Raw genomic sequence first — 18,863 nt, 5'->3', positions numbered from 1 at the left:
AACCCCCGGAGAAACCCCGTGTTCACCCTGATGTCCAGTCATGTTCGGACTTATCTAGCCAAGTGGTCAGCTTCGTGGCAGAGCCTCTGCGCAGCCCCAACCCCACCGGCACTCGTGGAGCTCACCGTGAACAGATCCCGCACCGCGCTGGCGGCCGGCCTGCTGGCCGCCGTGCTCGGACTCACCGCCTGCGGCGGGTCCGCCAGCAGCAGCGGCAGCTCGGACAGCAAGGCCGCCACCGCCAAGAGCGCGGCCGACCTGGGCGGGATGGACGCGCTGGTCGCCGCCGCCAAGGCCGAGGGCGCGCTCAACGTCATCACGCTGCCGCACACCTGGGCGAACTACGGCGCGATCCTGGACGGCTTCAAGGCCAAGTACGGCCTCAAGATCAACGAGGCGAACCCGGACGGCACCAGCCAGGACGAGATCAACGCCGTCAAGCAGCTCAAGGGCCAGGACCGCGCGCCCGACGTGCTGGACCTGGGCTCCTCCTTCGCGCTCAGCGCCGCGGCGGGCGGGCTGCTCGCCCCGTACAAGGTGGCCACCTGGAAGGACATCCCCGACGCGCAGAAGGACGCCGACGGCCGCTGGTACAACGACTACGGCGGCTACATCTCCATCGGCTACGACGCGGCCAAGGTGCCCAACCCGCCGACCTCCTTCGCCGACCTGGCCAAGCCGGAGTACAAGGGCAAGGTCGCGCTGAACGGGGACCCGACCAAGGCGGGCGCCGCGTTCGCCGGGGTCTACGCGGCGGCGCTGGCCAAGGGCGGCAGCTTCGACAACATCCAGCCGGGCATCGACTTCTTCGGCGAGTTGCACCGCAACGGCAACTTCATCCCGGTGGGCGCCACCCAGGCCACCATCCAGTCCGGGCAGACCCCGATCACCATCGACTGGGACTACCTCCAGGTCTCCGCGAGCAAGACCCTGGCGGGCAAGGTGGACTGGAAGGTGGCCGTGCCCACCGACGGCCACTACGCCAACTACTACAACCAGGCCATCAGCGCCAGCGCCCCGCACCCGGCCGCGGCCCGGCTGTGGCAGGAGTACCTGTACTCCGCGGAGGGCCAGAACCTGTACCTGAAGGGCTCCGCCCGGCCGGTGACCCTGGCCGCGATGCAGGCCGCGGGCACGGTGGACAAGACCGCGCTGGAGGCCCTGCCCAAGGTGACCGGCGAGGCGAGCTTCCCGAGCGAGAAGCAGTTGGACGCGGCCAAGAAGGTCATCGCCGACAGTTGGGCGAAGACTGTTGGCTGACCGGGCATCCGGGATGCGGCGGCGGCTCGACCTGCTCGGGCTGCTGCCGTTCCTGGCATACGTGCTGGTGTTCCTTGGCGTGCCCGCCGTGGCGGTGGCGGTCGGCGCGTTCCAGACCGACACCGGGAACTGGACGCTGGCCAACCTCACCGCCGCGGTCGGCGACCCGTACCTCAACGCCTTCGTGGTCAGCATCGAGACCTCCGCGCTGACCGCCGTGATCGGCGCGGTGGTGGGGCTGGCCATCGCCTTCGCGGTCAGCGCCTCGCCAGCGGGCGGGGTGCTGCGCCAGGTGGTGTCCACCGCCTCCGGTGTGCTGGCCTACTTCGCCGGGGTGCCGCTGGCCTTCGCGTTCATCGCCACCGTGGGCAGCCAGGGGATCGTCCCCAAGTGGCTGGTGTCGCTGGGCGTGGACATGAGCGGGTTCAGTCTGTTCGGCTTCCTGGGCATCACGCTGGTGTACGTGTACTTCCAGGTGCCGCTGATGGTGCTGGTGATCTTCCCCGCCCTGGAGGGCCTGCGCCCGCAGTGGCAGGAGGCCGCCGCCAACCTGGGCGCGACCCGCTGGCAGTACTGGCGCACGGTCGGCGGGCCGCTGCTGCTGCCGCCCTTCCTGGGTGCGCTGATGTTGTTGTTCGCCAACGCCTTCGCCGCCTACGCCACGGCGGCGGCGCTGACCAACGGGGTCATCCCGCTGGTGCCGATCCAGATCGCCTCGCTGATGAGCGGCAACGTGGCTGTGGGCCAGGAGAACCTGGGCAACGCGCTGGGGCTGGGCATGATCCTGATCGTCGGGCTGGCGCTGGCCGGCTACGCGCTGATGCAGCGCAGGACCGCGAGGTGGTTGCGATGAGCCTGGTCGCCGATCCGGTGCGGGTCGCCAGCGGACCGCGCCGCAGGCACCGCCGCGGTGGGCGGGTCCTCGGCTGGGCGGTGTTGCTGGTGGCCGCGCTGTACTTCCTGGTTCCCGTCGCCGCCTCGGTGGAGTTCTCCTTGCGGGGCAAGGGCGACACCCACGACCTGAGCACCTGGTCGGCGCTGTTCGAGCAGCCCGGCTTCGCCGAGAACATGCTGACCTCGCTGGAGTTGGCGGTCGGCACGGTGCTGATCACGCTGCTGCTCATGGTGCCGACCACGGCGTGGGTGCACCTGCGGCTGCCCCGGCTGCGCCGCCTGGTGGAGAGCATCTGCGTGCTGCCGCTGGTGATCCCCGCCGTGGTGCTGGCCAACGGGGTGCTCGTGGCCTTCAAGGGATTCCCGAACTGGATCACCGGCACACCCGTGATCCTGGCCCTGGAGTACGTGGTGCTGGCGCTGCCGTTCACCTTCCGCACCCTGGACAGCGGGCTGGCGGCGATCCCGCTGACCACGCTGGTGGAGGCCGCGCGCAACCTGGGCGCGAGCTGGCCGCACGTGCTGCTGCGCGTGGTGGTGCCCAACCTGCGCACCGCGATCCTCAACGCCGCGATCCTCAGCGCGGCCATGGTGCTCGGCGAGTTCACCATCGCCAACCTGCTGCTGCTCAACACCTTGCCGGTCTGGACGGTCCAGGCCGGTCAACAGGACGCGCAGGTGGCCACCGCCGCCTCGATGCTGATCCTGCTCGTCTCGTGGGCGCTGCTGATGCTGATGTCGGTGTTCGGCCAGCGCGGCGCCCGCCGTACCCGGAGGTCCCGATGACCCTCAGCACCGCGACCGAGACCGCCACGGGCAGCCCGGTGCGGCTGTCGGGGCTGCGCCGGACCTACGGCGCGGTCACCGCGCTGGACGGGCTCGACCTGGAGATCGCGCCGGGTGAGCTGGTGAGCCTGCTCGGACCGTCGGGCTGCGGCAAGACCACCGCCCTGCGCATCGTGGCCGGGCTGGAGCACGCCGACTCCGGTGCGGTGCTGGTGGACGGCAAGGAGATCACCAGGGTGCCCGCGAACAAGCGCGGCATGAGCATGGTGTTCCAGTCCTACAGCCTGTTCCCGAACCTGACCGCGGGCGAGAACGTGGCGTTCGGGCTGCGGCTGCGGGGCGTGTCCCCGGCGGCCCGCCGCAAGCGCGCCGCCGAACTGCTGGAACTGGTCGCGCTGGACAACCACGCGAACCGCTACGCCCATGAGCTGTCCGGCGGTCAGCAGCAGCGGGTGGCGCTGGCAAGGGCGCTGGCGATCGAGCCGCGCGTGCTGCTGCTGGACGAGCCACTGTCCGCTTTGGACGCCAAGGTGCGGGTCCAGCTGCGTGACGAGATCCGTGGCCTGCAACGGCGTCTGGGCATCACCACGCTCTGCGTCACGCACGACCAGGAGGAGGCGCTGAGCATGTCCGACCGGGTGGCCGTGATGAACGCGGGCCGCCTGGAGCAGTGCGCCAGCCCGGACGTGGTCTACACCAGGCCCGCGACCGCCTTCGTGGCGGCGTTCGTCGGCGCCATGAACCGGGTCGAGGGCGCGGTGGGCCCGGCCGGTGACGTGGTGGAGATCGCCGGTCAGCGGCTGCGCCTGGCCCGGCCGATCGGCAACACGCCCGGCGCGCTGGTCACCGCGCTGATCCGGCCCGAGTCGGTGCGGCTGACCCCGGCCGTGGACGGCACGGCCAAGGTGCTGCGGTCCAGCTTCCGCGGGCCGGTCACCCGGGTCACGGTGCTGCTGGGCGACGGCACGGAGCTGGACAGCGACCTGCCCAGTTCGGCGGCGGTGGACCTGCGGCCGGGTGAGCTGGCCGAGGTGGGCTTCGTCGACGAGCCGGTGATGACGGTCTGATCAGGCCCCGTACACCGGCAGCGGGGCCGGGGCCCCGTCCAGCAGGCTGAGCAGGGCGGGGCCGAGTTCCTCCGGCGTCCAGCGGTGGTCGCGCCGCACGGACCGGCCCCGCTGCCAGCCGTGCAACAGCCCGACCCGGCCGCCCTCCACCTCGAACACCTGCCCGGTGACGGACCCGGACTGCTCGCCGCCCAGCCAGACCACCAGCGGGGAGACGTTCTCCGGCGCCATGGCGTCGAACCCCTCGATCGGCGCGGCCATCAGCTCGGCGAAGGTCTGCTCGGTCATCCGGGTGCGGGCGGCCGGGGCGATGGCGTTGACGGTGACCCCGTAGCGGGCCAGCTCGGCCGCCGCCACCAGGGTGAGCCCGAGGATGCCCGCCTTGGCCGCCGAGTAGTTGCACTGGCCCACACTGCCGAGCAGGCCCGCGCCGGAACTGGTGTTGATCACCCGCGCGGCGACCGGACGCCCCGCCTTGTGCTGCTCCCGCCAGTGCGCCGCGGCGTGCCGCAGCGGGGCGAAGTGGCCCTTGAGGTGGACCCGCACCACCGAGTCCCACTCCGCCTCGCCGGTGCTGACGATCATTCGGTCCCGCACGAACCCGGCGTTGTTCACCAGCACGTCCAGTCGCCCGAACGTGCTCAGCGCGCGGTCAACCAGGTTGGCCGCCCCGTCCCAGTCCGCCACGTCCCCGGCGCAGGCCACCGCCTGACCGGCGATCTCGTCCACGACCCGTTCGGCCTGCTCGGCGTCCACGTCGTTGACGATCACCCCGTAGCCCGCGGCGGCGAAGGCCAGCGCGTGCGCCCGCCCGAGGCCCCGGCCCGCGCCGGTGACGATCACGGACCTGTTCATGGGACCTCCCGGTGCTCGGCGTTGCTGGCGGCCAGGAACGCGGGCAGTTCGCCGCCGCCGTGCACGGCCAAGGTCGCCCCGGAGACGTAGGAAGCCTGCTGGGAAGCCAGGAACACCGCGCACCGCCCCACATCCTCGGGCTCGGCGAGCCTGCCCAGCGGGATCGTCCTGGCCACCGCCGCCAGCCCCGACTCGTCCCCGTAGTGCAGGTGGGACAGCTCGGTGCGCACCGGCCCGACCGCCAGCGAGTTGACCCGGACCTTCGGCGCCCACTCCACCGCCAGGCTGGCCGTCAGGTTGTCCAGCCCCGCCTTGGCCGCGCCATAGGCCGCCGTACCCGGTGAGGCGCGGCGCCCGCTCACGCTGCCCACCATGACGATCGCCCCGCCCGAGTCCTGGCCCTGCATCACGGCGTTGGCCGCCTGCGCGAAGTTCAGCGGTGCCACCAGGTTCAGGCCGATCACCTTGGCGTGGAACCGGGGTGAGGCGCTCGCGGCGAGGGCGTGCGGCGCTCCCCCGGCGTTGTTGACCAGCACGTCGAGCCTGCCGTGACGGGCCAGCACCTGCTCCACCACGGCGCTGACCTGCTCGGGTTGTGTGACGTCACAGGGCAGGTGAGCCGTGACGGGCTGCTCGGCCGGCCGGCGGGCGCAGGTCAGCACCGTGGCCCCCGCGTCGAGGAACGCCCGCGTGATCCCCGCGCCGACACCCCGCGTGCCGCCGGTCACCAGCACCACCGATCCGCTCAGCTGCATGGGGGCCTTCCTCGGCTCGCCGACGCCTGTTACCGTACCAAGCAATCGCTAGGTTGGAAAGAAGGCCCATGGGCATCTCCAGCAGCAGCAAAGGATCCGGGATCGTGACGGTCACCGTGGACTACCCGCCGGTCAACGCGGTGCCCGTGCGTGGCTGGTTCGACCTCGCCGAGGCCGTGCACTCCGCCGGGCAGGACCCGGACACCCGCGTGGTCGTGCTCCGCGCGCGGGGGCGCGGGTTCTGCGCGGGCGTGAACATCAAGGAGATCCAGAACGGCCACGGGCACGAGGCGCTGATCGGCGCGAACCGGGGCTGCGCGGCGGCTTTCGGCGCGGTGTACGACTGCGCGGTGCCGGTGATCGCCGCCGTGCACGGGTTCTGCCTCGGCGGCGGCGTGGGCCTGGTCGGCAACGCCGACGTGGTGATCGCCACCGAGGACGCGTCGTTCGGACTGCCCGAAGTGGACAGAGGGGCGCTGGGCGCGGCCACACACCTGGCCAGACTGGTGCCACAGCACCTGATGCGCGTCCTGTACTACACGGCGCGGCGGATCAGCGCGCACGAACTGCACCACCACGGGTCGGTCTACCAGGTGGTGCCCGCGGCGGAGTTGGACACGGCGGCCTCGGCGCTGGCGGCGGAGATCGCGGCCAAGGACCCGAGGGTGATCCGCTGCGCCAAGGAGGCGATCAACGGCATCGACCCGCAGCCGGTGCACCGCAGTTACCGCTACGAGCAGGGATTCACCTTCGAGCTCACCCTGTCCGGGGTGGCCGATCGGGCCAGGCAGGCGTTCCTGGAGGGCTGATGCGGGACAAGACGATGACCGCCGCCGAGGTGGCCGCGCAGGTCGCCGACGGCATGACCGTGGGCATTGGCGGCTGGGGGTCGCGGCGCAAACCCATGGCGCTGGTGCAGGCGTTGCTGGACAGCCCGGTGCGCGGGCTCACCGTGGTGTCCTACGGCGGGCCGGAGGTCGGTATGCTCTGCGCCGCGGGCAAGGTGGCCGAGCTCGTGTACGGGTTCGTCTCGCTGGACACCATCCCTTACGACCCGAACTTCCAGCGGGCCAGGCAGTCCGGGCAGATCGCGGTGCGCGAGCTGGACGAGGGAATGCTCCACTGTGGACTCCAGGCGGCGGCGCACCGCCTGCCGTTCCTGCCGATACGCGCCGGGCTCGGCTCGGACGTGCTGCGCCTGAACCCAGGACTGAAGACGATCCGCTCCCCCTACGGTGGGGAGGAGCTGGTGGCCATGCCCGCGCTGGAGCTGGACGTGGCGCTGATCCACCTCAACCGCGCCGACCGGCACGGCAACGGCCAGTACCTCGGGCCCGACCCGTACTTCGACGACCTGTTCTGCCTGGCCGCCAAGCACAGGTTCCTGTCCTGCGAGCGGATCGTGCCGACGGCGGAACTGATCGCGGGCGGCCCGCCGCAGTCGCTGCTGACCAACCGGCTCATGGTGGACGGCGTGGTCGAGGCTCCCGGCGGGGCGGGCTTCACCTCCTGCGTGCCGGACTACGAGCGGGACGAGTCGGCGCAGCGGCGCTACTACGAGGCGGCGATCTCGTGAGCCGCGCGGACGTGTGCGTGACGGCCTGCGCGGACCTGTTCGCGGGCGACGGCGAGGTGCTGGCCAGCCCGATGGGCCCGATCCCCTTGCTGGGCGCCAAACTCGCCCGTGCCACGACGGAACCGGATCTGCTGCTGTCGGACGGCCAGGCCTACCTGCTCGGTGCGGAGGGCGTCGAGGGCTGGCTGCCCTACCGCAAGGTGTTCGACGTGGTGGCGCACGGCAGCAGGCACGTGGTGATGGGCGCGAACCAGATCGACCGGTTCGGCAACCAGAACATCTCGTGCATCGGCGAGCACGCGCGGCCGGCCCGCCAACTGCTCGGCGTGCGCGGAGCGCCGGGCAACACCGCCAACCACAAGACGAGCTACTGGGTTCCCCGGCACAGCAAGCGGGTCTTCGTGTCCGATGTGGACGTCGTATCGGGTGTCGGTTACAACAACGCGGCCGAACTGAGGTTCCACCACGTGCACCGCGTGGTGAGCAACCTCGGCGTCTTCGACTTCCCCGCGCCGGAGCACCGGATGCGCCTGCTGTCGGTGCATCCCGGCGTGACCGTCCAGGAAGTCCTTGACAACACGGGCTTCGACCTGGACACCTCCGGCACGGGACTGACCCGCGAGCCCACCGAGCGCGAACTCGCGCTCATCGAGCAGCTGGATCCCCAGCGGTCAAGGGAGAAGCTGTGATCCGCACGGCACTGACCGAGCTGGTCGGCGTGCGGCACCCGGTGGTGCAGACCGGCATGGGCTGGGTCGCCGGGCCCCGCCTGGTCTCGGCCACGGCCGAGGCCGGTGGTCTTGGCATACTCGCCTCGGCCACGATGACACTGTCCGAACTGGACTCCGCCATCGCGGAGACCAAGCAGCGCACGGACAGACCGTTCGGGGTCAACCTGCGGGCGGACGCGGTGGACGCCACGCAGCGCGTCGAGCTGCTGATCCGGCAACGGGTCCGGGTCGCGTCCTTCGCACTGGCCCCGCGCCCGGAGCTGATCGACCGGTTGAAGGACGCCGGAGTGCTGGTGATCCCCTCGGTGGGCGCGGTGCGGCACGCGGAGAAGGTGGCTTCCTGGGGCGTGGACGCCGTGCTCGTGCAGGGCGGCGAGGGCGGCGGGCACACCGGGGGCGTGGCGAGCACCCTGCTACTGCCCAGGGTCGTGGATGCCGTGGACATCCCGGTGATCGCGGCGGGCGGCTTCTTCGACGGGCGCGGGCTGGCCGCCGCGCTGGCTTACGGTGCGGCCGGGATCGCCATGGGCACCCGGTTCCTGCTCACCAGGGAGAGCACGGTACCCGAGCAGGTCAAACAGCGTTACCTGGCCTGCGGCTTGGACGACACGGTGGTGACGACCCGTGTGGACGGCGTGCCGCACCGGGTGCTGCGCACGGAACTGGTGCGGCGCCTGGAACAGGCGAGCGGGCCGCGCGCGCTGCTCACGGCGCTGGCCAACGCGGTGCGGATGCGGGAACTCACCGGGCTGCGGTGGGCCGATCTGCTCCGCGAGGGGCGCGCGATGCGCAGGCGGCGCAACCTCAGCTGGGCGCAGGTCGTTATGGCAGCGAACACCCCGGTGCTGCTGCGGGCGGGGCTCGTGCAGGGCGACGCCCGCGCCGGAGTACTGGCCAGCGGTCAGGTCGCCGGGGTGATCGAGGACCTGCCGAGTTGCGCGGAACTGGTCGCTGGGGTAGTGGCGCAGGCCGAGCAGGTGATGGACAGGATGACGAGAGGACACCGATGGCCGAGCAACGGCGCGGACGCCGCATCGCGATGAGCGAGCAGGAGGTGGACGCGTTCCTCGCGCAGGAACGCACCTGCCGGGTGGCCACCGCGGGCGCCGACGGGCCGCACCTGACGGCGCTGTGGTTCCTCTGGCACGAGCGCGCGTTGTGGCTCACATCACTGACCCGCGCCAAGCGCTGGGCCCAGCTCGCGCGCGACCCGCGGGTGTCCGTCCTGGTCGACGCCGGACACGAGTACGGGGAACTGCGCGGGGTGGAGCTGCGCGGCGAGGTGGAGTTCGTCGGCGAGGCGCCGCGTACCGGCCTGGACTGCCCTGACCTGGTCGAACCGGAGCGCCTGTTCGCCACCAAGTACTTCGGTCTCGACCAGATGATCCACGACGGCAGGCACGGCTGGCTGCGGCTGCGCCCGAACTCGGTGGTGAGCTGGGACTTCCGCAAGCTGGCAGGGTTGTGACGGTACGAAACGCATCCAGGTACCTACCATCGTCGGGTGTCCGAGGTAGGTGACACGGGGTTAGTTTGCGTTTACTCGTCCCACGGGACGGACAACCGAATACACGCCGGGGGAAAGCGGTTCCTGCCCGTCGCCCGGCGTCGACGACTCACCCTGCACAGTCGCCGAAAGGACCTTCGCCATGCGCAAGTCCGTTGTCGCCGCCGTCCTCGCCGGCGCAGCCCTGGCCACCGGACTGCTGGGCGGCACCGCCCAGGCCAGCACCGCCAGCCCGAGCATCATCGGTGGTGGCTCGGCAAGCAACGCGCCCTGGGGCGCGCAGATCTACTGGACCAACTCCGGTTCCTCCGACGGCTTCGAGTGCTCCGGCTCGATCATCGCTCCGCAGTGGGTACTCACCGCCCAGCACTGCCTGAACAAGCCCGGCATGTACGTGCTGGTCGGCAGTCTGAACCTGGGCCAGGGCACCAAGGCCACCGTGGACAAGCAGTACGCCTCGCCCAGCGGGGACGTCGCCCTGCTGCACCTGAGCAGCTCGGTCAACGCCAGCTACATCAAGCTCGGCAGCGCCGACCCTGCCGTGGGCAGCACCAACCAGATCTACGGCTGGGGCCGCACCCAGGGCTCCAACCCGCCCAGCCCGGTGCTCAAGACCGCCAACGTCAAGGTGACCGGTTCCAGCACCGATGCCTTCGGTGGCAAGGCCATCGCCAGCAAGGGCGTGAACGGCGCCGCGTGGCACGGCGACTCGGGCGGCCCGCAGATCGCCAATGGCGTGCAGGTCGGCGTCTGCTCCACCGGCAACAACAGCGGGTCCAACCCGCAGGGCACGCAGAACTACGCCAGCGTCGCCAGCAACCGCAGCTTCATCAAGAACACCGCCGGGGTCTGATCCCGCCCGACCGCCTCGCGCCACTGGTGCGCGCGAGGCGGTCCTCGGCGTGTCTCCCAGTTCTGCCAACGGAAGGTGGGCTTCGTCATGCGCAAGACAGCACTGGCCGCCGCACTGGTCGGCGTGGCGCTGACCGGGATCACGACCGCGCAGGCCGTGGCCGCTCCGACCATCATCGGCGGCACCGAGGTCAGCTCGGCCCCGTGGGGCGCGCAGATCTACTGGAACACCGGTGGCAGCGAGTTCGACGGCTTCGAGTGCTCCGGGACGATCATCGCCGCGCAGTGGGTGATGACCGCGCACCACTGCCAGAGCTCCGGCGGCATGCACGTCAAGATCGGTGACGTGCGCTTCGACCAGGGCACCGAGGTGGCCGTGGACAAGCAGTACACCTCGCCCAACGGGGACATCGCCCTGCTGCACCTGAGCAAGGCCGTGACCACCACGTACATGAAGCTGGGCAGCGGGGACCCCTCGCGCGGTGCCACCAACCAGATCTACGGCTGGGGCCGCACCCAGGGGCAGAGCCCGCCCGCCTCGGTGCTGCGCACCGCCAACGTGCGGGTGACCGGCAGCAGCACCGACGCCTACGGCGGGCGCGCGATCGCCAGCACCGGCATCAACGGTGCCGCCTGGCACGGGGATTCCGGCGGGCCCGAGGTGTCCAACGGGGTGCAGGTCGGCGTGGCCTCGACCGCGGGCAACAGCGGGTCCAACCCGCAGGGTTCGCAGAACTACGCCAGCGTGGCCGCGAGCCGCAGCTGGATCCGGCAGACCTCAGGGGTGTGATCCGGCACACCCGGTAGGAGCCAGTCCGCCCGGCCCATCCTGCACGGTGGGCCGGGCTGACACATGTCGCCGCGGTTCCGCACCGACGCGCCGGGGCGACGCGGCCTGGTCGGCGTCTGCGAGTCGCGCGCGCTCGCTCCCCTGCGGCGTCGGCCAGGCCGCCCGCCCGGTGTGCCAGGATTGTCCCCATGGGGGCTGTGTTCGACGGTGACCGCATCCGGTTCACCGATTACAAGATCGTCTGCGCCAGCGTGCACCCGTCCGGCGAGCTGTCCGCCTCGCGGATCAGGGACGCCGACTGGTCGCCGGGCACGATGCCCGAGATCCGCACGCACGAGGGCGAGACCCTGTTCCTGCCTGTCGCGCAGGCCGATCGGCTCCGCGACTTCTGCCAGGTCAACGGCATTCCGCAGGTGCGCCGCCCACCCGTGTGGCAGGACCTGCTGGAGCCGTACGTGGACACCGATCACAACGAAGAGCACCGCTCTCGCGTGGCCGAGCGTCTGGTGCGAGCAGGCCTCGACTCCGCCGAGGTGGAGCGGATCCGCGCCCGGGTCGGCGGCATGATGGTCGCCTTCAACGCCAAGGTCATGGACTGGGCCGGGCTGTACCACCACGACGTGCTGCTGGCCGCCAGCGGAGCCCTGGTCCCCGCCGCACACGTGACAGCCCTGGGCGACCCGGTGGAGTTCTACTGGTGGACCATGCGCATCGCCGACCGAACCCCCTAACCCGAGTCCCGCTCTACGGCGCACCAGTCCCGCCCTACCGCAGCCGAGTCCCGGTCTCAGGAGCGCGAGTCCCGCCCACAGCAGCGCGAGTCCCGGTCTGGGGAGCACCAGTCCCGCGCAGAGGGCCCGAGTCCCGCACTGGAGCGCCCCAGTCCCGCCCTGGGGAACGCCAGTCCCGTCCTGAAGGACCCGAGGCCCGGCCTGGGGAACGCAAGTCCCGTCCGCAGAAGCGCGAGTCCCGGCCTGGGGAACGCCAGTCCCACACTGAGGAGCGCGTCCCGTCCACAGGAGTGCGAGTCCCGGCCTGGGGCGCACCAGTCCCGCCCTGGCACACCCGAGTCCCGCCCTGGTCAGCGCGAACCCCGCGACCGGCAGCAGGCTCCCAGCAGGCACCCGCTCAACCAGTGATCACCGCGACGACCCGCGTGCCCGGGGCGATCTCCCCACGCCCGGCCATGGCGTAGATCCCGTACAGCATCTTGGCCACGTAGACCAGGTCCAGCCGCAGCCCGTGCCGCGCACCGAAGTCGGCGGCGAACTCCACCAGCTCCGGCTTGGTCCGCGCATAGCCGCCGAAGTGGAACTCGCACTGCACCGCCCAGTTGTCGCCGACCCGCCCGAACTCGGCGAGTTGCAGCCGGGCGACCTCACCGGCGAGGAACTGCCCGCCGCGCAGCGCCGAGAAGCCCAGCGCGCGCTGACCGGGCCGCAGCGCCCCGGCGATACCGGCGAGCGTCCCGCCGGTGCCGCACGCACAGCAGATCAGGTCGAAGTCCTGGTCGATCTCGGCTGGCAGCTCGGCGGTCCCGCGCACGGCCAGCGCGTTGCTGCCGCCCTCGGGCAGCACGTAGGCGGGGCCGAACCGGGCGAGCAGGTCGGCGACCAGCCCGGGGGGGTCGGTCTTGCGCCGGTAGGTCTGCCGGTCCAGGTAGGTCAGTGTCATGCCGTGCGCGGTGGCGCGGGCCAGCGACTCGTTGAGCGGCAGGTGCTGCTCGCCGCGGATCACGCCCACCGTGCGGAACCCGTAGTGGTGGCCCGCGGCGGCGGTGGCGCGGATGTGGTTGGAATAGGCGCCGCCGAAGGTCAGCAGCGCCGTGTGCCCCTGTTCGCGGGCGGCCGTCAGGTTGTGCTTGAGCTTGCGCCACTTGTTGCCGGTCAACTCGGGGTGGATCAGGTCGTCCCGCTTCAGGTGCAGGGTCACCCCCAGCCGCGCCAGGCGTTCGTCGTGCACCAGGTTCAGCGGCGAGTGCGGCACGGGTGGAGTATGGCCCTATGGAGTACACGAATCTTGGCCGGACCGGGCTGCGTGTGTCGCGGCTGTGCCTGGGCACGATGAACTTCGGTCCGGTGACCGAGGAGCCCGAGTCGCACGCGATCATGGATCAGGCGCACCAGCACGGGATCAACTTCTTCGACACCGCGAACGTGTACGGCTGGGGCGAGAACCGGGGCCGCACCGAGCAGATCCTGGGCAACTGGTTCGCCACCGGCGGCGGTCGCCGGGACAAGACGGTGCTGGCCACCAAGGTCTACGGCTCGATGGGCGAGGGCTGGCCCAACGAGGACAAGCTGTCCGCGCTGAACATCCGCCGGGCCTGCGAGGCGTCCCTGCGCAGGTTGCAGACCGACTACATCGACCTCTACCAGTTCCACCACGTGGACCGGGACACCCCGTGGGAGGAGATCTGGCAGGCGCTGGAGACCCTGGTGGCGCAGGGCAAGGTGCTCTACGTCGGGTCCTCCAACTTCGCGGGCTGGCACATCGCGCAGGCACAGGCCAAGGCCGCCGAGCGCAACTTCCTGGGCCTGGTCAGCGAGCAGTCCATCTACAACCTGGCCCGCCGCGAGGTGGAGCTGGAGGTGCTGCCCGCCTGCGAGCACTACGGGCTGGGCGTGATCCCGTGGAGCCCGCTGTACTCCGGGCTGCTCGGCGGGGTGCTGCGCAAGCAGCGCGAGGGCAAGCGCCGCTACGACGATCGGGTCAAGGCCCGCATCGAGGAGCTGCGCGAGCCACTGGGTGCCTACGAGGACTTCTGCGAGGAACTGGGCGAGGAGCCCGGTGACGTGGGTCTGGCCTGGCTGCTGCACCAGCGGGCGGTCACCGCGCCGATCGTCGGCCCGCGCAACGCCGAACAGCTCGACGGGGCCCTGCGTGCCCTGGAGATCACCCTGTCCCAGGAGCACCTGGACCGGCTGGACAAGATCTTCCCCGGCTACCGGACCGCGCCCGAGCACTACGCCTGGTGAGGCGGCGGGCCGCGGCGGTGCCCCTCCCCGGAGCGGGCACCGCCGCGGCACCAGCCTAACGTGTTGTGTCCAGTGTGGACAGTGCAATTCCGGGTACATTCGAACCGGGAGACAATTTCGCCGAACGCGAACAGTTATCCACGCGAAATCGAAATGCGCCGGTCCGACACGCCGGACCCGTCCGGAATCGATCTCCATCTCCGCAGGTCAGCGCCTGCCCCACCCGGTGGCGTCCTGCTGTCGGCGAACACGGCCGTGCCGCCGGTCTCCCGACCACCCCGCTCGGCTAGAGTGAGCGCAGGAATCAGCAGTGCGAGCTGTACCAGGCTGAAACTAGAGAAGGCGGACAGAGAGTGGAACACCACATCGCGATGCGCTCCGGCGGCGCCGGGATGAACCTCACCGACTCGGTGTACGACCGGCTGCTCCGCGACCGCATCATCGTGCTCGGCTCCGAGGTCGACGACGACGTGGCCAACCGCATCGTCGCCCAGCTGCTGCTGCTGACGGCGGAGAACCCCGAAGAGGACATCAAGCTCTACATCAACTCCCCCGGTGGTTCGGTCACCGCGGGCTTCGCGATCTACGACACCATGCAGTTCGTGCAGCCCGACGTGCAGACCTTCGCGATGGGCCTGGCCGCGTCCATGGGGCAGTTCCTGCTGTCCTCCGGTGCCCCCGGCAAGCGGTTCGCGCTGCCCTACGCCCGGATCATGATGCACCAGCCCTCCGGTGGGGTCGGCGGCACCGCCTCGGACATCAAGATCCGCGCCGAGGTGTACGCGCTGTGGAAGAAGGAGATCGCCGAGCTCACCGCCCGGCAGACCGGCCGCAGCGTGGAGGAGGTCACCCGCGACGGTGACCGCGACCGCTGGTTCACCGCGCGCGACGCGCTGGAGTACGGCTTCATCGACCACGTCGTGGAGCGCTCCTCGGAGACCCCGAACGGCTGATCCACTCGCACGGCGGCGGCGCTACCCGGTACGGGTGGCGCCGCCGCTGTCGTCGGGGGCTCCTCCGCTCAGCGGGACTCGCGCTCCACAGAGCGGGACTCGCGCTCCGGTGAGCGGGACTCGCGCAGCCAGGTGGGGTCGATGCCCTGGGGTGGGCCGCCCGCGCCGAGGTCGGCGGGGGTGTAGCCGGTGGGGTAGCCCGGGTAGCTGGGGTTGCGCGGTTCGTTGGCCATGCGCGACGCGCGACGTGGCGGCAGCATGCGCACGAACTCGGACCGTGCGCGCAGCCCGGCCCTGGCCAGGGCGGTGACCCGCGCCGGTTCCGGGGTGAAGCCGAACGCGGTGATCATCCGCGGTTCGAGCAGTGCGGTCACCGCCCGGCGCACGGCGGGCCGCAGCGGGGCCGGGTACCAGGAGCACATCAGGTCCAGGGTGTAGATCCCGATGCGCCGGTTGTCCTCGGTGAACCGGAACGTGTCCCGCTCGAAGTCCCGCGCCCACCGCCGGAACTCCGCGTACCCGCCCGGGATGTCCTGGATGCCCATCCGCCTGCCCACCTCGCGGTAGAAGTGGAACGCGGCGAGCCGCTCGTGCTCGGTCAGCCGCCGCCAGCCGTAGCGGTGCAGCCAGCCGATCGGCTCGTAGATGAACGTGGACAGCACGTAGAGCATGTCCTCGTTGCTGATCCGGTACTGCCCGTGCATGCGGTTGACCACCCGCAGGCTCTCCTTGCCGCGCGGGGAGTCGTAGCCGTGCTCGGCCAGCTCCGCCATGAGCAGGGCCGTGTCGTCGTAGCGCTTCTGCGGCCTGTGCTCGAACTCCCCGGTGGCCACGAGCAGCGCGGAGATGCTGGGCACGCAGTAGGTCTTGTACAGCGCGAACTCCAGGGCGCGCTGGTAGTCCCAGGGGAACTCGAAGCCCGCGGAGATCCGGTAGATCTCCTGGTGGTCGCGTTCGGGGTCCAGCGACAGGATCCGGCGCAGCCAGTGCCAGCGGTCCACGGCTCAGCTCAGCCAGTCGCGCAGCTGCCGCACGTCGCCGATCGGGTCGGCGCCCACCGGGTTGACGTTGAGCATGGTGACCCCGGCCGCCCGGTACGCCTCGACGCGCTCCTTGACGTACCCTGCGGGGCCGATCAGCGTGCTCAGCTCGAGGAACTCGGCGGGCACCGCGGCGGCGGCCTCCTCCTTGCGCCCTTCCAGGTACAGGTCCTGGATCTTTTCCGCCTCGGCCTCGTAGCCGTAGCGGCGCATCAGGTCGTTGTAGAAGTTGCGACCGCGTGCGCCCATGCCGCCGACGTAGAGCGCTACCACGGGCCGGGCGTACTCGCGCAGCGCGGTGACGTCCTCACCGATGGCCAGCAGCCCACCGGCCACCACGTCCAGCGGCCCCAGCTCCGGTGACCGCTTGGCGGCGCCCGCGCGCAGGGCCGCACCCCACACCTGGTCGGCCTTCTCCGGCAGGAACAGGGTGGGCAGCCAGCCATCGGCGATCTCGGCGGTCAGCCGCACGTTCTTGTCGCCCAGCGAGGCCAGGTAGATCGGGATCGAGGGGCGGACCGGGCGGCTGAGGATCTTCAGCGGCTTGCCGAGGCCGGTGCCCTGCCCCTGCGGGAGCGGCACCGAGTAGATGCCCTCGTGCTCGATCACCTCGCGGCGCCAGATGCGGCGGCACAGGTCGACCACCTCGCGGGTGCGGCCCAGCGGCCGATCGTAGGGCACGCCGTGCCAGCCCTCGACGACCTGCGGCCCCGAGGCGCCCAGGCCGAGCAGCGCACGGCCCTCCGACACCGCGTCCAGGCCCGCCGCCGTCTGCGCGATCAGCGCCGGGGTGCGGCTGTAGATCGGCAGGATGCCCGGGCCGATCAGCATGCGCTCGGTGCGCGCCGCCAGGTAGCCCAGCAGGGTCGGCGCGTCGAAGCCGTACGCCTCGGCCACCCAGACCGCGTCCAGCCCGGCCCGTTCCAGCACGACGACCTGTTCGATCAGTTCCCGGGGGTTCCCCGCGTACTGCAGGGGCACGCTCAGCCGCATCGCCGGCCTCCTCGTCTGGTTCACATATCATATATCTTATTCCCGGCCGGACAGACAGTACTGAGGAGGAGGGACCGTGGCCAGCCCGCTGCTACCCAGACCACAGCTGTCCGACGAGGTGGCCGCCCACCTGCGGGAATCCATCATGTCCGGCGAGTTGCGGCCCCGCGAGTTCGTCCGGCTGGACGCGGTGGCCGCCGAACTGGGGGTCAGCGTCACGCCCGTGCGCGAGGCCCTGCTGGCGCTGCGGGCCGAGGGCATGGTCGAGCTGCAACCGAGGCGCGGCTTCGTGGTGACCCCGCTGACCAGGCAGGACGTTCAGGACCTGTTCAGCCTGCAAGCCCACCTCGCGTCCCAGCTGATGGCGCGGGCCGCCGAGCGGATCACCGAGCAGCAACTGCTGGACCTGGAGCGGATGGCCGCCGACCTGGCCGCCGCCGCGCACGCGGGCAGCCAGTCGCTGGGCGCTCAGGAGTACGAGTTCCACCGGGCCATCAACCTGATCGCCCAGTCGCGCAAGCTGGCCCGGTTCATGGAGCTGGCCAGCCGGTATGCGCCCGGTCGGCTCTACACCGCCGACGAGGACTGGCGGCGGCAGGTGGTCGCCGACCACTCGGCGATCCTCACCGCGTTGCGCGAGCACGACGCCGAGGCCGCCAGGGCCGCGATCCTGCGCCACGCCGCCGACGGCGAACAGCGCCTGCTGCGGCACCTGGACTCGGTCGGCATCTGGGAGTCCTGAGCCGAACCGTCCGTCCACTATGGACGTACATGCTCGGTCACCGCGCGGCAGCACACCGTCACGCCGGAGCCGGCGTTGTGTCGACAGGTTGACGAGCAGGTCACGAAATGCCCCAACAGAACGAATTGCTGGGTGCCATTGTGCCTACTCTGCTGCACTCGACTCGCCGACTCGAAGGAGACTGGCATGACCACGACCCTCGGCTTCGTCGCTCACCAGGACGACTGCATCCTGTTCATGAACCCCGACCTGTGGGGGGACATCCTCGCCGGCCGTTCGCTGTGGACCGTGTACCTGACCGCGGGTGAGGTCCCGTACAGAACGGGGAGAACCTACGGCGGCATGGACTACGCGGACATGCGCATCCAGGGTGCGCGCGCCGCCTACGCCGAAGCCGCCGGCGTACCCAACAGCTGGAGCTTCGAGGCGAAGACCTGGAACGGACACCAGGTCGCCACCAACCAGCTCGACGGCACCGACATCCACCTCGTGTTCTGCTTCATCCACGCCGCGGCCGCGCCGGAGGACCCGACCGGGGACCTGTACCGGATGCTGCACGACCCGTCCTTCGTCGCCAACCCGATCGACGGCCGCCCCGGCTACACGCGGTCCTCCTTCGTGGGCATGCTCAGCGCGATGATCAACGACATCGGGCCGGACTACATCAGGACCCAGTCCACGCGGGGCCACACGGACCTCGCGCCGAACCGGGACCACGTGGACCACACCTCCGGCGCGATCCTGGCCGCCATGGCCAACCTCGACGCCTCCGGCCACACCCGGGTGCGCCGCGACGAGTACCTGGGCTACGTGATCCGCGACGACTCGACCTACCCCGAGGAGCCCTCCGGGCTGGCCGACTTCAAGACCACGATGTGGACCACCTACGCCCCGCACGACCCGGAGGTCTCGGTGAACACCTGGCTCCCGGTGATGGGCAAGCAGTACCGGAGGCAGGGCGGCAGCTACCTGCCCGGCGACCCGTGGACCGCGCCGGTGGACTTCACCAGCCCGGTCTGATCCACGTCGAACGGCAGCGCGCGGTCGGGCAGGACCGCGCGCCGCACGGCGGGACTGGCGCGCG

21 protein-coding genes are annotated in these 18,863 nt (G+C 70.9%); 16 read left to right on the top strand and 5 right to left on the bottom strand.

Going from position 1 to position 18,863, the window contains the following annotated elements; genetic code table 11:
- Nucleotides 1–126 precede the first annotated feature (126 nt).
- From KALB_RS16745 to KALB_RS16730, 4 genes are read left to right on the top strand one after another with little or no spacing between them, the layout of a single operon-like run.
- Complete coding sequence (locus KALB_RS16745) at nucleotides 127–1,260, top strand: ABC transporter substrate-binding protein (protein ID WP_025356866.1); 1,134 nt, start codon at nucleotides 127–129, stop codon at nucleotides 1,258–1,260.
- The gene (locus KALB_RS16740; RefSeq protein WP_236650274.1) at nucleotides 1,253–2,113 is read left to right on the top strand and encodes an ABC transporter permease; all 861 of its coding nucleotides are present in this window, start codon (nucleotides 1,253–1,255) and stop codon (nucleotides 2,111–2,113) included. The genes KALB_RS16745 and KALB_RS16740 overlap by 8 nt, the downstream gene beginning before the upstream one ends.
- Complete coding sequence (locus KALB_RS16735; protein ID WP_025356864.1) at nucleotides 2,110–2,940, top strand: ABC transporter permease; 831 nt, start codon at nucleotides 2,110–2,112, stop codon at nucleotides 2,938–2,940. Before KALB_RS16740 ends, KALB_RS16735 begins: the two co-directional genes overlap by 4 nt.
- Entirely contained in the window at nucleotides 2,937–4,007 is a 1,071-nt protein-coding gene (locus tag KALB_RS16730) for an ABC transporter ATP-binding protein (protein WP_025356863.1), read from the top strand. Before KALB_RS16735 ends, KALB_RS16730 begins: the two co-directional genes overlap by 4 nt.
- Here KALB_RS16730 and KALB_RS16725 read toward each other — a convergent pair whose 3' ends face one another.
- Nucleotides 4,008–4,862, bottom strand: coding sequence for an SDR family oxidoreductase (locus tag KALB_RS16725; protein WP_025356862.1), 855 nt, complete (start codon nucleotides 4,860–4,862; stop codon nucleotides 4,008–4,010).
- Nucleotides 4,859–5,617 carry an SDR family oxidoreductase gene (locus KALB_RS16720; RefSeq protein WP_025356861.1) on the bottom strand — a complete coding sequence of 253 codons (759 nt, stop codon included), beginning with the start codon at nucleotides 5,615–5,617 and terminating at the stop codon, nucleotides 4,859–4,861. Before KALB_RS16720 ends, KALB_RS16725 begins: the two co-directional genes overlap by 4 nt.
- Nucleotides 5,618–5,685: 68 nt before the next feature.
- On the opposite strand from KALB_RS16720, the gene KALB_RS16715 reads away from it, so the two are divergent.
- From KALB_RS16715 to KALB_RS16680, 8 genes are all read left to right on the top strand, one after another.
- Complete coding sequence (locus tag KALB_RS16715; protein WP_025356860.1) at nucleotides 5,686–6,426, top strand: enoyl-CoA hydratase family protein; 741 nt, start codon at nucleotides 5,686–5,688, stop codon at nucleotides 6,424–6,426.
- Nucleotides 6,426–7,193 (top strand): CoA transferase subunit A, encoded by a 768-nt coding sequence (locus KALB_RS16710; RefSeq protein WP_025356859.1) that lies wholly within the window; start codon nucleotides 6,426–6,428, stop codon nucleotides 7,191–7,193. The genes KALB_RS16715 and KALB_RS16710 overlap by 1 nt, the downstream gene beginning before the upstream one ends.
- On the top strand, nucleotides 7,190–7,882 hold the full coding sequence (locus tag KALB_RS16705; protein ID WP_025356858.1) for a CoA-transferase subunit beta: 693 nt from the start codon (nucleotides 7,190–7,192) through the stop codon (nucleotides 7,880–7,882). Before KALB_RS16710 ends, KALB_RS16705 begins: the two co-directional genes overlap by 4 nt.
- A complete protein-coding gene (locus KALB_RS16700; protein ID WP_025356857.1) occupies nucleotides 7,882–8,967 on the top strand; it encodes an NAD(P)H-dependent flavin oxidoreductase in 1,086 nt (361 codons plus the stop codon). Before KALB_RS16705 ends, KALB_RS16700 begins: the two co-directional genes overlap by 1 nt.
- On the top strand, nucleotides 8,931–9,392 hold the full coding sequence (locus KALB_RS16695) for a pyridoxamine 5'-phosphate oxidase family protein (protein WP_025356856.1): 462 nt from the start codon (nucleotides 8,931–8,933) through the stop codon (nucleotides 9,390–9,392). Before KALB_RS16700 ends, KALB_RS16695 begins: the two co-directional genes overlap by 37 nt.
- A gap of 181 nt (nucleotides 9,393–9,573) precedes the next feature.
- Entirely contained in the window at nucleotides 9,574–10,284 is a 711-nt protein-coding gene (locus KALB_RS16690; RefSeq protein ID WP_025356855.1) for a S1 family peptidase, read from the top strand.
- An 87-nt stretch (nucleotides 10,285–10,371) separates the two neighbouring features.
- Nucleotides 10,372–11,073: a S1 family peptidase gene (locus tag KALB_RS16685; RefSeq protein WP_025356854.1), complete on the top strand. Its 702-nt coding sequence runs from the start codon at nucleotides 10,372–10,374 to the stop codon at nucleotides 11,071–11,073.
- Between the two features lie 188 nt (nucleotides 11,074–11,261).
- The gene (locus KALB_RS16680; protein ID WP_025356853.1) at nucleotides 11,262–11,804 is read left to right on the top strand and encodes a hypothetical protein; all 543 of its coding nucleotides are present in this window, start codon (nucleotides 11,262–11,264) and stop codon (nucleotides 11,802–11,804) included.
- Nucleotides 11,805–12,201: 397 nt separating this feature from the next.
- Here the strand turns inward: KALB_RS16680 and KALB_RS16675 are convergent, their stop codons facing one another.
- Nucleotides 12,202–13,059: a 1-aminocyclopropane-1-carboxylate deaminase/D-cysteine desulfhydrase gene (locus KALB_RS16675; RefSeq protein WP_025356852.1), complete on the bottom strand. Its 858-nt coding sequence runs from the start codon at nucleotides 13,057–13,059 to the stop codon at nucleotides 12,202–12,204.
- Between the two features lie 17 nt (nucleotides 13,060–13,076).
- Here KALB_RS16675 and KALB_RS16670 point away from each other — a divergent pair, with 17 nt between their 5' ends.
- Nucleotides 13,077–14,051, top strand: a complete 975-nt coding sequence (locus KALB_RS16670; protein WP_025356851.1) for an aldo/keto reductase — start codon at nucleotides 13,077–13,079, stop codon at nucleotides 14,049–14,051.
- A gap of 371 nt (nucleotides 14,052–14,422) precedes the next feature.
- Nucleotides 14,423–15,004 (top strand): ATP-dependent Clp protease proteolytic subunit, encoded by a 582-nt coding sequence (locus tag KALB_RS16665; RefSeq protein WP_025356850.1) that lies wholly within the window; start codon nucleotides 14,423–14,425, stop codon nucleotides 15,002–15,004.
- A gap of 68 nt (nucleotides 15,005–15,072) precedes the next feature.
- Here KALB_RS16665 and KALB_RS16660 read toward each other — a convergent pair whose 3' ends face one another.
- Nucleotides 15,073–16,005: an oxygenase MpaB family protein gene (locus KALB_RS16660; RefSeq protein WP_025356849.1), complete on the bottom strand. Its 933-nt coding sequence runs from the start codon at nucleotides 16,003–16,005 to the stop codon at nucleotides 15,073–15,075.
- A gap of 3 nt (nucleotides 16,006–16,008) precedes the next feature.
- Nucleotides 16,009–17,037: an LLM class F420-dependent oxidoreductase gene (locus KALB_RS16655; protein ID WP_025356848.1), complete on the bottom strand. Its 1,029-nt coding sequence runs from the start codon at nucleotides 17,035–17,037 to the stop codon at nucleotides 16,009–16,011.
- 76 nt (nucleotides 17,038–17,113) lie between these two features.
- Between KALB_RS16655 and KALB_RS16650 the strand changes: the two genes are divergently transcribed.
- Both KALB_RS16650 and KALB_RS16645 read left to right on the top strand, forming a co-directional pair.
- Complete coding sequence (locus tag KALB_RS16650) at nucleotides 17,114–17,779, top strand: GntR family transcriptional regulator (RefSeq protein WP_025356847.1); 666 nt, start codon at nucleotides 17,114–17,116, stop codon at nucleotides 17,777–17,779.
- Nucleotides 17,780–17,965: 186 nt separating this feature from the next.
- Nucleotides 17,966–18,799, top strand: a complete 834-nt coding sequence (locus tag KALB_RS16645; RefSeq protein WP_025356846.1) for a PIG-L family deacetylase — start codon at nucleotides 17,966–17,968, stop codon at nucleotides 18,797–18,799.
- The last annotated feature ends 64 nt before the right edge of the window (nucleotides 18,800–18,863 follow it).

The sequence above is a fragment of the Kutzneria viridogrisea DSM 43870 genome (assembly GCF_000525635.1).
Lineage (GTDB): Bacteria > Actinomycetota > Actinomycetes > Mycobacteriales > Pseudonocardiaceae > Kutzneria > Kutzneria viridogrisea.
This window is presented reverse-complemented; position numbering and strand designations above follow the sequence as displayed.